Source organism: Dyadobacter endophyticus, assembly GCF_014641595.1.
Lineage (GTDB): Bacteria > Bacteroidota > Bacteroidia > Cytophagales > Spirosomataceae > Dyadobacter > Dyadobacter endophyticus.
Map to the genome: position 1 here is coordinate 766,280 of NZ_BMIA01000001.1, position 15,125 is coordinate 781,404.

Below are 15,125 nucleotides of genomic sequence, written 5' to 3' on the forward strand. Positions count from 1 at the left end.
GACATGAAAAAGATATATGTACTGGCCGGATGGGTTTTTCTGATGGCCGCAACCAGTTGTAACGACGATCTGCTCGAAAGCACACCGTACGGGCAGGTTACTTCTCAGCAGTTTTGGCGCAACGGCGATGACGTGGTAGCCGCCACCAATGCCATTTACGCCCCGCTGCTGAACGAAGACGGTTTCGCGCATACCGAATACACGTTCGACAACTGTTCCGACGACATGAACCGCGCAGGCGACCATTCTGATGAAACTTCGCTCGAAATGTTCACGTTCGATGCCGCCAATTCGCACATTCTGGCTACCTGGTCCACCAAATACGAGGTAATCTCTCGCGCCAATGCAGTGCTGATCAACGCCCCGAAAGTGGCCATGGACGACGCATTGAGGAACCGCACCATGGGTGAGGCATATTTCCTTCGCGGATTTGTCTACTGGCGTCTTTCGTTGATTTACGGCGAAGTGCCCATTATCCTGGAAGAGGATGCCCTAAACAACAATTATAACAAACCCAAGGCAACACTCGCCGAAGTACGCGCGCAAGCGGAATCGGATTTCCAGAAGGCCGCAAGTCTGCTGCCGGTGAGCTACGCCGATGGCGAAGCAGGCAGGGTAACACAGGGTTCTGCGAACGGCTTTCTGACTAAATTGTATGTATACCAGGAAAATTGGGCAAAGGCAATTGAAGCGGGGCAAAAAGTGATCGGTAATGCAGCCTACAAGCTGTCTGGTAACTACGACGAAAACTTCCAGCTCACGACCGAGAATAATCCCGAAATCCTGTTTTCGCTGCAATACGAAACCGGCTGGACTACCGACAATTCACCTACCTTTTACCACACACCGCAGGTATTTGGAGGCTGGGGTTTCCATGAACCGATCGAAGACCTGGTGCAGGAGTTTGAAAAAGGCGATCCGCGCCGTTCGTACTCGATTTATAGTCCTGGTGACAAGGTAAATCGCGGGTCTGCGGGCACCACTACGTTCGCTGCCAACATGACCCGGGTGACCGGCTACTCGTTCCGTAAATACACCAGTTTTACCGATGCCGGGGATATGAGCCAGAGCCTGAACGCACCTTTCCTGCGTTCGGCGGACGTGTACCTGCTGGTGGCCGAGGCAAAAATCCGTTCAAGCCAGAGTGGTGATACCGAACTGAATGCCGTACGGAAACGTGCCGGACTTGCTGCTAAAACAGGCGCGAAAATGGCCGACATTATGCATGAACGCCGCGTGGAACTGGCCGGCGAAAACGAACGTCACCAGGACCTGATGCGTTGGGACAAAGCCGGGCTGATCGACATCGCCGCCCATTACAAAATCGCCCGTGGCCCATTCAAGCCTAGCCGCAATTTTATCAAACCCAAACATTACTACTTCCCGCTTCCGCAACGTGAGGTGGATTTGAGTAATGGGGTTTTGAAGCAGAATAGTAATTATTAATAAAGGATTGTGAAGGATGTTCATGTCATCCTGAGCGCAGTCGAAGGATAGTAGCGATAACCCGAGTGCTTCGACTGCGCTCAGCGTGACATTTGTCGATTTACCCCAAATGACTCGTTGACCCAATGACTCTGTTTTCCAAACTGCCATTTATCATAATCGCCGTTGCGTTTGCCAACCTCACTGCCTGCAACACGCGTGAGCGGGAGCTTACAGGCGTGTGGCGCACGGACTCGATCAGCAACTTTGTCAATGGGTTTAGTTTTACCAACAATACGTTCGACGAGCATTGGTCTACGTTCGAGTATGGTGCTGACGGCGTGATGACCGAACGGAAAAAAGAGAAGTTCAAAACCTACCGTTACCAGCTTCCAACCGCCGATTCGCTGGTTTATACCGATTCGACAGGCCACCGGCTGAGCGGTTTTCAGATCGTGAAGCTTTCGGACGAGCACCTGATATTGAAAAAGGCCCAGAAGCCTTACCTTCCCGGGAAGAACCAGGAACTGTACGAAGTCAGGTTTTTTACCAAAATCCCTGCCGCAGGGTCGCCTGCCGCAGGGCCGCAATAATTGCATATGCCGATGACCCGCCCGTTATCCCTGTTTCTTTGCATAGCCTCGCTGATCGGAGCATGCACATCAAAGAAAGACGATCAAAAGCTGTTTGAACTGCTGTCTGCCAATGAAACGGGCATCGATTTCAATAACCGGTTGCAGGAGGACGACCAGCTCAACATACTCACCTATGAGTACTTCTACAATGGCGGCGGGGTAGGGGCCGGCGACATCAACAACGATGGCCTCACGGACCTGTTTTTTACCGGAAACATGACCGAGAGTAAGTTGTATATCAATAAAAGCAAAGAACAACGGATTCAGTTTGAGGATATAACCGCCCAATCGGGCATTCAGATACCCGAAGGCTGGGCAAGGGGTGTGGCTATGGTGGATATCAATGCCGACGGCTTTCTCGACATTTATGTTTGCCGGGCAGGCCCCGCACAGGCTGGCACGCTGCCGAACCTGCTCTTCATTAATCAGAAAAACAACACATTCAAAGAAGAAGCGAAGGCCTACGGACTGGATTACAGCGGAAACACCACGCAGGCGGCATTCTTCGATTACGACCACGACGGCGACCTGGATGCCTATCTCGTTACGAACGTGATGAATATGCGCGGGCCGAACAATATCCGGCCAAAGATCAGCGATGGCTCTTCGCCCAATGCCGATCGCGTTTTCCGCAACAATGGAAACGGTACATTCACCGATGTTTCGAAGGAATCCGGCATCCTGGAAGAAGGTTACGGCCTGGGTATTGCGGTTACCGATGTGAATAATGACGGCTGGCCGGATGTCTATGTTTCAAATGATTATGTCTCGAATGACCTGCTTTATATTAACCAGCAAAACGGCACCTTCAAAAATGAAATAGCTTCCTATTTCAAGCATCAAAGCTATTCCGCAATGGGCAATGACGCCGCCGATATCGATAATGATGGCTTGATTGACTTCATCACCGTGGATATGCTGCCTCAGGACCCGGTCCGCCGCAAGAATATGTTCGGACTGATGAATTATGACCGGCATTTGTCGGAATTGCGGATGGGTTATGAGCCGCAGTTCATGCGGAACACATTGCAGCACAATGAAGGAAATATGCCGGGCGGTAATCACCCGGTTTTCAGCGAAATTGGACGTTACTCGGGTGTGGAAGCCACGGATTGGAGCTGGGGCGCATTGTTTGCTGACTATGACAACGACGGTTTCCGCGACCTGATGATCACCAATGGCTATCCCAAGGACATTACCAACCGGGATTTTGTGATTTATCGTATGGCCGAATACGAGATGCAAATGCGCTCGGGTGGAGGCGACAACCGCAGGCTTGCGGAGGCATTGAAGAAAGTAGAAGGAGCCCACGTGCCTAATTACCTTTTTTCCAACAACCACGACCTCACTTTCGCCAACAAATCCGCCGAATGGGGCTTTGACATCCCTTCATTTTCCAATGGCGCGGTGTACGCCGACTTTGACAATGACGGCGACCTCGATGTGGCGATGAACAACATCGATCGCGAGGCATTTTTGTACGAAAACCACTCCGAGCGTAAACAGGACCGGCATTGGCTGACAGTCAAACTAAAAGGCCCTGCCTTGAACCGCGACGGTTTCGGCGCCAAAATCTGGCTCTGGACGGCTAAGGGCAACCAATATGCCGAGCATTCGCCCTATCGCGGTTACCAATCGACGACGGAACCCAACCGCGAGCATTTCGGGCTTGGTAATGCGGCTCAAATCGATTGCCTGACGATCATCTGGCCCGATTCACGGATGCAGGTTTTGAAGAGTATTAAAGCCGGGCAAATGCTCGAACTGGATCACGCAAAGGCGTCGGGCAATGCGCCCGCAAACTATCTCAAGACTGGTAACGACGCAGTTAATGCACCTTTATTGGTAGCGTTAAACAGCGACGGCATTGATTTTCAGCACAAAGATGATTTGTATATTGATTTCAAAATACAGCCGTTATTACCGCATTTGTTATCCCAAAATGGTCCGGGCATTGCCGTCGCGGACGTAAATGGCGATAGACTGGATGATTTTTACGTCGGTGGCGCATTTAACCAGTCGGGCCGCGTTTTTGTGCAGGACAACCAGCAGCGCTTCAATTCAAAAGCCCTGGTGGCGGGGCAGAAGTATGAGGAAGATATGGGCACGCTGTTTTTCGATGCCGACGGCGATGGTGACCAGGATTTGTACGTCGTGAGCGGCAGCAATGAATTTGAGACGGGTTCCAGATATTATCAGGACAGGCTCTATACAAATGACGGAAAAGGTAATTTTAGCATGAATACCAATGCATTACCGTCCCTTGCAGCCAGTGGCTCAACTGTAAACGCCGCCGATTTTGACCACGACGGAGACCTCGATCTGTTCGTCGGAGGCCGGCTCGCTCCCGGCGCCTACCCGATGCCCGGCGAAAGTTATGTTCTTAGAAATGAAGGCGGCAGGTTCGTAGAAGTAACGCAAACGGTGTGTCTTGAAATCAAAAACATCGGTATGGTTACAACCGCCTTATGGACTGATTTCGATCAGGATGGCTGGGTGGATCTGATCGTGGCAGGGGAATGGATGCCCGTAGTTTTTTACAAAAATAAGCAGGGAAAGCTGGTTAATGTGAGTGCGCAGACCACTTTGAAAAACACAACAGGCTGGTGGAACAGCATTGCTTCCGGAGATTTCGACGAGGACGGTGATACCGATTATGTGTTGGGCAACGTCGGACTGAATAGTGAAGGGAAGCCTTCCAACGACAAACCGCTGACATTGTTCGCCAAGGATTTTGATAAAAGCGGGACAATGGACCCGGTAATGGCCCGCTACATCGGAGAGGATCTCTATCCGGTGCACCCGCGCGACGAAATGACCAGCCAGATGAATTTTCTCAAAAAACGATTTATTTATTACGCCGATTATTCCAAAGCGAAAATCACTGACATTTTCAAACCCGAAGAACTCGAAGGTGCCAGGAAACTGATTTGCGAAACCATGCAATCAGTCCTGCTCGAAAACAAGGGTAGTGGGAAGTTTGCATTAAAATTCCTTCCTTCTGCCGCCCAAATGAGCCCGGTTTATGGCTTGTTAGCCGAAGATTTCAACCAGGATGGTCACCTGGATCTCTTACTTTCCGGCAATAGCTATGCAACGGAATCAATTAGTGGTCGCTTGGATGGTTTGAATGGATTGTTAATGTCCGGTGACGGCAAAGGCGGGTTCAAGCCGCTCAGTTCTGCTCAGAGCGGGATTTTTGTGCCCGGCGACGCCAAGGGAATGGCGCATTTGCGGTTAGGTAACGGCCGGTCGTTGGTTTTGGCTGCTCAAAATAATGCCCCGTTGCTGGCGTTCGCTGGTGGTCTTGGAGATAAAATGGTTTATATCAAACCCATGCCACAGGATGCGGTGCTGCAAGCAACCTATGCCAACGGCCGTTCGAAGCGATTTGAATTAGGTTATGGCTCCGGCTACTTATCACAATCGGGCCGGAATATTGCTTTGCTGCGTGAAGGATTAAAGAAAGTTGTATTAATCGATTTTCGCGGACGCACGCGGGAAGTTGCGTTTTAGTTGTTTTAGCCATACCTAATCGCAAAAATGCCCTTGGGCATGTAACAACAAATGCGACCTGTGAGAACGTCGCGCTGGACAACCATCACCAAACAAACGTCCCGACAGAACCAGCTTTCAGACTAACCACCGTAACATTCCCCTCATCCTGAATCGTAAACTTCCTTTCGGCATCCGAATCATTCAAAACAATTAAAACCTTTTTTCCCTCAGGCGTGATGAACGCTACATCGAGAATTTTTACGTCGGCAGCCCTGCCGACGGTGATATTATTACCGGATGCGATCCGTGTCGAACCCGGCCGCACGAACTTCGACGCGTGCGCGACCACGTAATACGCTGCATTGCGCGTGACCTTATCGCCGTCGATGGTGACGCCGCCCAGACAGCGGTCGCAGCCTCCGCGGTCGGTGAAGGGGCGGTTTTGCGGGTTGCTCGTCAGGTTCCATTCCAGCACGGTACGGGCCCAGTTCCGGGTCGCGCCGATGGTGAGGTTTTTGATATGATCGGGGAAATCTTTGGCAAAATTGCCGGGTGCGCCCATCCATTGCTCGGTGAAATAGAGATTCTTGTCGGGATGCGCGTCGTGGACTTTCGATAGGGCGTCAATTGTTCCGCCGTACAAGTGAAATGCGGAACCGTCTATATATTTCTTCGCGTCCGGGTCGTCGAGGACCGAAATCGGGTACTCCGGTTTGTCGGCATTGTGGTCGTAAACAATGATTTTGGTATCGATTTTAGCCTTTTCAAATGCGGGACCCAAATGGTTTTTGATAAAAACGGCCTGGTCTTTTGCCGGCATCAGCAAACTCGGGTTGTTGCCGGGGTGCAATGGTTCGTTCTGAACCGTAACCGCGTCGATGCGGATGCCCTCCTTTTGCATATCCTGAATGTAGCGCACGAAATAGCTGGCGTAAGCATCATACCACTGCGGTTTCAGACTTCCGCCGCGGGTGTCGCCATTGTCTTTCATCCACACCGGCGGGGACCAGGGCGAGCCCAGGATTTTCAGTTTGGGATTGATGGCAAGAATCTCTTTCAGGATCGGGATCACATCATTGCGGTCGGGACCGAGGTCGAAGTGCTGCATTTCGGGGTCGGTCTGGCCTTGTGGAATATCGTCATAGGAAAATACTTTTTCATTAAGATCGGAGGCGCCTATGCTTACGCGCAGGTAAGCCATGCCAATTCCATTGCCTGCCGTTGAAAAAAGCTCTTTCAGCAAAGCGGTGCGGGCAGGTTTGCTCATCCCCATCAGGTGTGAGGCGCTGCCGCCGGTGAGCGTAAAACCGAACCCGTCGATTTCCTGATACCTTCTTTTGGTATTAACATGGATAACTGGCGGCTCTACGGGGGGCGCTACTTTCGACGTTTTCCAAAAAGTCAATTTGGGCTGCCTCTGAAAAAGGACGGACTTATCCGAATTGGTGAGCCAGAAATCCGCGGTGACTTTCTTCGACTGGGCCGACGCCATCGAGCAGGTCAACAGATAAATACTCAGCAACAGGGCAGGTTTAGGATATAAAATGTTCATGGGTTCAGAGTTCGTGAGTTCATAGTTTGCTTTCTAAACTTCTATTGAAATACACTGATAATAATGTAATATATTGCGAGTTCAAATGTAGGGTAACCTGCACAACAATGTGCATACCGGGCTACTACATTACTACAACAACCCGACAAAAATTGCTAAATAAATGCCCAGGCGTAGTTCGGAAATACGTCAATCCTCTCATCGGTGTACTGCAATGCTGGAATATGATACGAATTGTCGCTGTCCTGTTTCTGATCCTGTTGGCCCGGCAATTGCGTGCCCAGAATACGATCGGTTTGCCCGAGGTTGTGAACTATTCCAAGCAAACCTATCATGCCGGAACCCAGAACTGGGCAATCCGCCAGGGCCGGAATGGTATGATGTATTTTGCCAACAATGAGGGGCTGCTCACTTTCGACGGCATTTACTGGCGCACTTATCCATTACCCAATAAAACGAAGGTCCGCTCGCTGGAAATAGGGGCGGATAACCGCATTTACATTGGAGGTGAGAACGAATTCGGCTATTTCACGCCCGACCAGCGCGGGGTTTTGCATTATGTATCCCTGCGCAATCTCGTACACGAGCGCGACCGCGGTTTTGCCGATATCTGGAATGTGGCCGTGTTGAACGGCAGCGTCTTTTTCAGGGCCAGTAACCGCATTTTCGTGTATGAAGACAATGCTGTGAGTGTGTTCAACGGCGGTTCGCATTGGCGCTTTATGGGCGTTTGCAATGGCATTGCGGTGGCGCAGGACGCGGCGAGCGGCCTGCTGCGTTACGATAACGGCCGGTGGATTCCCTGGATTACGGCGGGGGAGCTGCCGGCCGAATACCTTACAACAGGCCTGCTGCCGTTGGATAAGGAAGCCTCCCTGCTCGTTACGATGGACGCGGGAATCTTTCGGCTCTCGGGTGAGCGTGCTACACGCCTGCAATCCGCATTCATCGACCGGGTTAAAAGCGAACGGGTCTATGCGGCAACACGGGTGAACGACAAGCTGATCGCCCTGGCAACGAGCCTTGGAGGATGCTATATCGTCACCAATGAAGGGGAGTTCGTACACCGCTTCGCCCGCGCCGATGGTTTGCAGAACAACAACGTACTCAGTGTTTTCCGTGATCAGGACAAAAACCTTTGGTTGGGACTCGATAACGGCATCGACTTTATCGCTTACGACAATGCCATCAAAACCATGTACCCGGCCGTAACCAAAGATGAAGCGGGCTACGCATCGGTGATTCACAAAGGCCGCCTGTATCTGGGTACTTCCAACGGCCTGTATTCGGTGGCAGTGGAGCATTTTGATGATCTGAGTTATGTGAAAGGCACATTCAGTTTTGTGGAGCACTCGCGCGGGCAGGTGTGGGGGTTGTCCGAAATTAATGGGAAATTGCTGATGGCGCACCACGAGGGCATTTTTGAGGTGGAGGGTAACCAGGCTCGGCCCATCGAAAAGCGGAACGGTTTCTGGGGCTTTTTACCGCTTTCGCGGATCTATCCGGTCAAAAAGGTCGCAGTAGGGAACTACAACGGGGTCAATTTCCTGGAATACGACGGGCATTCTTTCCGGCCTTCCGGCGCGGTTGCGGGATTCGACGTGGCCTCGCGCTTCCTGTGTGCGGACGTGCGCGAGGAGGACGTGATCTGGACATCGCATCCTTATCGCGGGGTATACAAGGTCACGATCTCAGATAATGGAAGGTCACGGGCGCGTTTGTATACGCACAAGGACGGCCTGCCGCTTTCGCTGAATAACAATTATATATATAAAGTTAAAAATAAGATCCTGGTAGCCACCGAAAAAGGTATCTACGAGTACAATGCGGCGGCCGACCGGTTTCTGTCATCGGGGTATTATAATACCATATTTAAGAATCCGGGCGTGCGCTATCTGAAAGAAGATCAGTCAGGTAACGTCTGGTTTGTACGGGGAAAGGAGCTGGGGGTAGTGGATATGAGCAGCGGTAATCCGAAGATCATTTTCCTTCCTGAAATCAACCAGAAAATGGTCTCGGGCTTTGAATACATTCACCCGTTAAATGAAGAAAACATCCTGATTGGCGGCGAAAAGGGCATTTACCATATCAATTACAAAAAATACAAGCAGAACAAGAGCCATATCAATGTGCAGATTAGCGCAATGCGCTCTTTTGGCACCGATTCGCTGCTTTTCGGCGGGTATTTCGGAGAGATCAATGAATTGCAAAAACAATCCGACGATCAGGTGCCGCGCATTGCAAACCGCTTGAATTCAGTGGGGTTTGAGTTTTCATCGACGCTGTTCAGCCAGCAATCCAGCATCGAATATGCCTACTTTCTGGAAGGTTTTGATAGTAACTGGTCGAGTTGGTCGGCACGAAGCTCGAAAGAATACACGCATTTGCCACCAGGCCATTACACCTTCAAAGTGAAAGCACGTAATAATTTTGGTAGCGAATCGGAAATAGCGGGCTATTCATTCATGATCCTCCCGCCATGGTACCAGACGATCTGGGCATACCTGGGTTATGGACTGCTGATTCTCGGATTGGTCTGGCTATCCTACAAGTGGCAGGAAAAACGTTTTTTGCAGCAGCAGCAAAAACATTTGGAAGAACAAAAAAGACTGCAATACCTGCATCAGCTTGAACTTGAAAAGAGCGAAAAGGAGATCATCAAACTTAAAAACGAGAAGCTGGAAGCCGAAATCTTGCACAAAAACACTGACCTGGCAACCTCAGCCATGCATTTGGTACAAAAAGCTGAATTACTTTCCAAGCTCAAAACGGACCTGGTCAAAATCACCAAAAGTGCAGAAGATGACAAGATTAACGATGATCTCAAAAAGATGATCAAGGTCGTGGGCGATGAGAATAAAGTCGATAAAGACTGGGGCCAATTCTCCAAGCATTTCGATAGTGTGCACAGTAATTTCCTGATCGTATTGAAGGAAAAGTACCCCAACCTTACAGCCAATGAGTTGAAAATGAGTGCCTATTTACGCATGAACCTGTCGAGTAAGGAAATAGCGCAGCTTATGAACATTTCGCTCAGGGGCGTGGAGGTGAGTCGCTACCGGCTGCGCAAGAAGTTGCAGCTCCCCACTGAGGTGAATATGTTCAATTTTTTCCTCGGGTTTCATGTGGACGAGTCAAAAGAAAAGGCTTAGAGCAAAGCTCCAAGCCTTTCTGATCTGGGTACGGAACAGCTACCTCGTCCCGCCCCATTCTTTACTCTGCTCGATTTTCGTGTTTTCCAGTTCCAGCAAAGGAATAGGAAGAATTTCATGCTTGCCCGCTACGAACCCTTTCGGTCCGAGCACGGCAGCCGCATCGCCCCAGCGTACGAGGTCCATCCAGCGGTGGCCTTCGCCTGCGAGTTCAAGACGGCGCTCTTTTTTGATGTTTTCAAATGTCGCTGCCACCGGCTTCAGACCTACGCGGGCGCGCACCGCGTTCAGGAGCGCTGCTGCGCGGGTGAGGTCGCCCGACCCGCGTACGAGGGCTTCGGCTTCCAGCAAATAAGTGTCGGCCAGGCGCGTATCGTACATGTTTTGCGGGAAGTTCAGCTCAGGTGCACCGGCGCCTGTCCAGCGGTCGGACTGGCGACCTGCGAATTTTTCCAGGAAATAGCCCGTGTTCATATAACCTTTCTCATAGGCCACCGCCCCTGCCTTTTCGAGGCTATCGAGGTTAGCTATGGTCGCTTTGTAACGCGGATCGAAGTGAATCGCTTCGAACAGCGAGGGCGTAACCGGCAGGAAGCTCCATCCCGAAACATAGTCGGGCGCGGCGTCCGACTTGCGATTATAGCCACGCGGGCCGGTGATGATGTTCATCACATTCCCCTCGGTACAGGATACGCAGCTCCATCCTCCGGCAGAAGTGTTGGTATAGGAAAGTTCAAAAATAGATTCGCTGTTGAACTTGTTCTTCGTCTTGAAAAGGTCGCCGAAATTGTCTAGCAGCTTGTAGCCATAGGTGTTATTACCGCCCGGTGTTCCATTCACTTTTGCCAGTTCCTGCGCTGCCTGGGCGAATTTGTTTTGATACAAATACATTTTACCCAAAATAGCATGCGCCGCTCCTTGTCCTGCACGGCCAGCTTCCGTGGCTACATTGATAGTTACCGGAAGATCAGCGACTGACTCCGATAAATCTTTCTCGATCTGCGCGTAAACTTCCGCCGGCGCTGCTTGCAGCACCTCGTACATCTCCTGCGTGGAAATGGTGCGCGTAAATAGCGGAACGTTTTTGAACAGCCTCACCAGCTCAAAATAGAAATACCCGCGCAGGAACTTCGCTTCGGCTGTGTAGCGCTTTTTGAGCGTTTCATCCATCGGCACCCCAGGGAGTTTTTCGAGAATGGCATTCGCGCGGAAAACGCCCGAGAAGCCTTTTCTCCAAAGTTCTCCCTGTGGTCCGGTGGTTGGGTTTAGGGTATAGTTGGAAATGACCTGGAAATCCATGATGTCGCTCGGGCCGCCGCCGCCTGCGAAATGGTCATCGGAAGCCGCATTCATCGTAGCGATGGTGGAAACGTAGCCGTTACCCTGCCAGCCAACCACATCATACGCTGCCACAAGGCCATTGAATGCCTCTTCCTGATTGCGGTAATAGTTCGCCTCGAGGTTCAGCCCCTTGGGTTTCACGTCGAGGAAGCTGTCCGAGCAGGACATGAGCTGCAAACCGGCGGTAAATGCCAGGGCAGTCACGAATTTGTTATATCTCAATTTCATCTTATTCGTATTAATCAATTAAAAACCAATGTTCAAACCTACCATGAAGGAGCGCGCCTGGGGATAAATGCCCTTGTCGATGCTCAGTACACTTCCGCCGATCTCCGGGTCATAGCCGGTGTATTTGGTGAGGGTAAACAGGTTCTGGCTCATTATATACACACGTGCCTTTTTCATCGCTACCTTGCTGATCAGCGCTGGCGGCAGCGAGTAGCCAATTTGCAGCGTCTTCAGTCGGAAGAAGTCGCCTTTTTCCAGGTAGAAACTTGACGGGTTCTGGAAATTCTTGTTCGGGTCACCGTTCACGATGCGGGGAAAAGTGGTGGAAGTACCCGGGCCTGTCCAGCGGTCGAGGGCGTCGGTTTGCCAGTTCGCATTGGCGATATCCAGGCGGCGCAGGCCCTGGAAAATCTGGTTACCGGCGACGCCTTGCCCGAATACCACAATGTCGAAGCCCTTGTAGGCAGCATTCAAAGTCAAGCCATAATTCCATTTCGGCGTAGGATTGCCGATGAATGTGCGGTCGGTTTCAGTAATCGTACCGTCGCCGTTCAAGTCCTGCCATTTGAAATCGCCTGGCTTGGCATTGGGCTGGATTTTCTTTCCTTCTGCAGAAACGTGTGCATCCACTTCTTCCTGCGTCTGGAAAATGCCCTGATTTACATAACCAAAGAAAGAACCGATCGGCTGTCCAACCTGGGTGCGCGTAATCGGGGGCGCTCCCTGAAAGCTTGCGCCGCCCGACAAATACTGCACACCATTACCTAGGTTTGTTACTTGGTTCTTGATATAAGAAACGTTTCCGTTGACGGAGAAATCAACCTCTCCAAGGCGCTTGCGGAAACCCAGCTCCAATTCTACACCCGTATTTTCCATGTCGGCAATGTTGGCTGCCGGGTTTGAGATAGCGCCAACGTAGCCCGGAATGCGCGGATTTTGCAAAATATCCTTGGTGGCTTTCTTAAACCATTCAAAGGTCACACTCACATTATTGAAGATCGTCGCGTCGAAACCGATGTTGGTCTGGCTGGTCTGTTCCCATTTCAAATCCGGGTTGGCAGGTGCATTGGGACTGTAACCGATAATGTAGCTGCCGGAGGTACCAATGGTATAGTTACGTCCACTGCCAATGGTGGACAGGTAAGCGAAATCGCCGATACCGTCGTTACCCACCACGCCGTAGCCTCCACGGAATTTCAGGAAGTTGACCGCATTGTTGGTCGGGAAGAAAGCCTCGCGCGAGAGCACCCAGCCCAGCGAAAATGACGGGAACACACCGTACTTATGGTTCGAGCCAAAGCGCGAAGAGCCATCGCGGCGTACCAGGGCCTGTAAGAGGTATTTCTCGTCATAATCATAGTTCACGCGGGCGAAAAGCGAGCTTACCGTGTGTTTCGCGCCTTCGGAACCGTCGGAATTACGCTGGTCGGCGGGTACTTTAAAGTTCAGGGAGGCGTCGTCGAAGTTATCGGCCGGCACGTTGAAAAACGTGACGCTGGTCATGCGGGTGTTGTTGTCCAGGTAAGCGCCTTGCCCAAGTAACACATTTACATTATGCAGGCCGAACGGGCGGGTGTAGGAGATCGTGTTTTCCAGGTTGTAGTCCAAACGACGGTTGTTGGTGCGGTTGAAGCTCGTCTGCGAGGTCACCGAAGCTGCATTGAGCCACGAAACTGGGTTGAAGCTCTCGTTGCCCCAAAACGCCAGCTTGCTGCCCAGGGTCGATTTCAATTGAAGGCCCTTAACCGGCTCGGCCATCAGGTAAGCGTTGCCTACGATATTATCCGACCAGCTGTAATTTCCCAAACGGGTTTGTATATACGCGAGCGGATTGCTCATCTCCTGGCCGACGGCCTGAGAAATACCGTATGGATTGCCAATCGCATCGCGGCGGATGCCCTTGTTGGTATAAGGAGCCGCATTAGCTACCGCCGGATCGGTGATCACAGCCGGTGTGATAGGGTCAAGGTTAATGGCAGAGCTCAGCGGGCCACCGAATTCACTGTTGGTATTGCCCAATCCCACCGATTTATCATGTGCGTAACCCAGATTCTGGCCGAATGTGAGCCATTTTGCCAGTTTATGCTCCGAGTTGAGACGAATGCTCGTTCTATTGTATTTGGAAATATCGGTCGCAACAATTCCTTCCTGGTTGAGGTAACCCAATGAAAGATAGAAGGTTGATTTCTCCGATCCGCCACTGACGCTCAGTTCATGGTTCTGGCGTTTGGCACTGTTGTTGAAGATCAGAGATTGCCAGTCGGTGCCCTTGCCGAAGGACGCCGGATTAGCATATGGCGCCGTCTGACCGGCATTGACAGCCGCTTCGTTGCGGATTGTGGCATATTGGGTCGCGTCCAGCAGGTCAAGTTTCCGGGCCGGGCCCTGTACACCGATGAAGCCATTGTAATTCACGCGAATGCCGCCTGCTTTCCCTTTTTTAGTGGTAACCAAAATTACACCGGCAGCAGCCCGTGCACCGTAAATAGCCTGGGAAGCAGCATCTTTCAATACTTCGATCGACTCAATGTCGGACTGGTTCAAATAACCAATCCCGCCATTGTCGACTACAACCCCATCCACCACATACAGAGGATCGTTGTTGTTGAGCGTTGTGATGCCCCGCACGCGCACGGTCGCGGCCGAGCCGGGTTGTCCGGAGTTCGAAGCGATTGTAAGGCCGGATGTCCGGCCTTGCAACGCTTCTTCCAGTCGGTTAATCGGCATTGATTGTAAGTCGGAAGCTTTTACGCTCGAAATAGCACCGGTTACCACGCTTTTCTTCTGCGCGCCGTAACCCACTACCACGACTTCGTTAAGATTATCGATCGATTCTTCGAGTTCGAAATTGATTTCCGATTGGTTGCCCACGGTGACTTTCCGGGTGATCATTCCGATGAAACTCGCTACAAGGACGGAGTTGGGCTGCACCTCGATCGAGTAATTACCGGTTGCATCGGTGATCGTCGCATAGTTGGTGCCTTCTACTACCACCGTAGCGCCTACCAGCTCTTCCCCCTTCGTTTTGACCGAGACCTTGCCCTTGACGACCCGGCTTTGGGCAACGGCGGTCTGTACAAGGCCATATAGCATCAGCACACTACATAATAGTACAAATTTTTTGCTCATAAATATTAGTATTAAAATTTAGTAGATCTGGCAAATGAACTTTGCCCAATTAATTATTGAAAAAGTAATACTCGCGTACTGCCGACAAAGGTATAGGCGCAAAGAGGCAGCGGGGTAGCAATGCATTACTACATTACTACCTCATATTGCACAAGTCAAATGTAT

The 15,125-nt window shown here is 51.2% G+C and carries 7 protein-coding genes; 4 read left to right on the forward strand and 3 right to left on the reverse strand.

The window, feature by feature from the left end:
• Positions 1-3: 3 nt before the first annotated feature.
• From IEY24_RS03175 to IEY24_RS03185, 3 genes are all read left to right on the forward strand, one after another.
• A complete protein-coding gene (locus IEY24_RS03175) occupies positions 4-1,446 on the forward strand; it encodes a RagB/SusD family nutrient uptake outer membrane protein (RefSeq protein WP_188928568.1) in 1,443 nt (480 codons plus the stop codon).
• Positions 1,447-1,571: 125 nt separating this feature from the next.
• On the forward strand, positions 1,572-2,018 hold the full coding sequence (locus IEY24_RS03180) for a hypothetical protein (protein ID WP_188928570.1): 447 nt from the start codon (positions 1,572-1,574) through the stop codon (positions 2,016-2,018).
• A gap of 12 nt (positions 2,019-2,030) precedes the next feature.
• Positions 2,031-5,576 carry a VCBS repeat-containing protein gene (locus IEY24_RS03185; RefSeq protein WP_188928572.1) on the forward strand — a complete coding sequence of 1,182 codons (3,546 nt, stop codon included), beginning with the start codon at positions 2,031-2,033 and terminating at the stop codon, positions 5,574-5,576.
• A gap of 85 nt (positions 5,577-5,661) precedes the next feature.
• On the opposite strand, the gene IEY24_RS03190 is transcribed toward IEY24_RS03185, so the two are convergent.
• Positions 5,662-7,110, reverse strand: a complete 1,449-nt coding sequence (locus IEY24_RS03190) for a glycoside hydrolase family 30 protein (protein WP_188928574.1) — start codon at positions 7,108-7,110, stop codon at positions 5,662-5,664.
• 224 nt (positions 7,111-7,334) lie between these two features.
• Between IEY24_RS03190 and IEY24_RS03195 the strand changes: the two genes are divergently transcribed.
• On the forward strand, positions 7,335-10,262 hold the full coding sequence (locus tag IEY24_RS03195) for a triple tyrosine motif-containing protein (protein ID WP_188928576.1): 2,928 nt from the start codon (positions 7,335-7,337) through the stop codon (positions 10,260-10,262).
• 39 nt (positions 10,263-10,301) lie between these two features.
• Here IEY24_RS03195 and IEY24_RS03200 read toward each other — a convergent pair whose 3' ends face one another.
• Positions 10,302-11,831, reverse strand: coding sequence for a RagB/SusD family nutrient uptake outer membrane protein (locus IEY24_RS03200; protein WP_188928578.1), 1,530 nt, complete (start codon positions 11,829-11,831; stop codon positions 10,302-10,304).
• Positions 11,832-11,849: 18 nt separating this feature from the next.
• Positions 11,850-14,960 (reverse strand): SusC/RagA family TonB-linked outer membrane protein, encoded by a 3,111-nt coding sequence (locus IEY24_RS03205; protein ID WP_229221272.1) that lies wholly within the window; start codon positions 14,958-14,960, stop codon positions 11,850-11,852.
• Between the last annotated feature and the right edge of the window lie 165 nt (positions 14,961-15,125).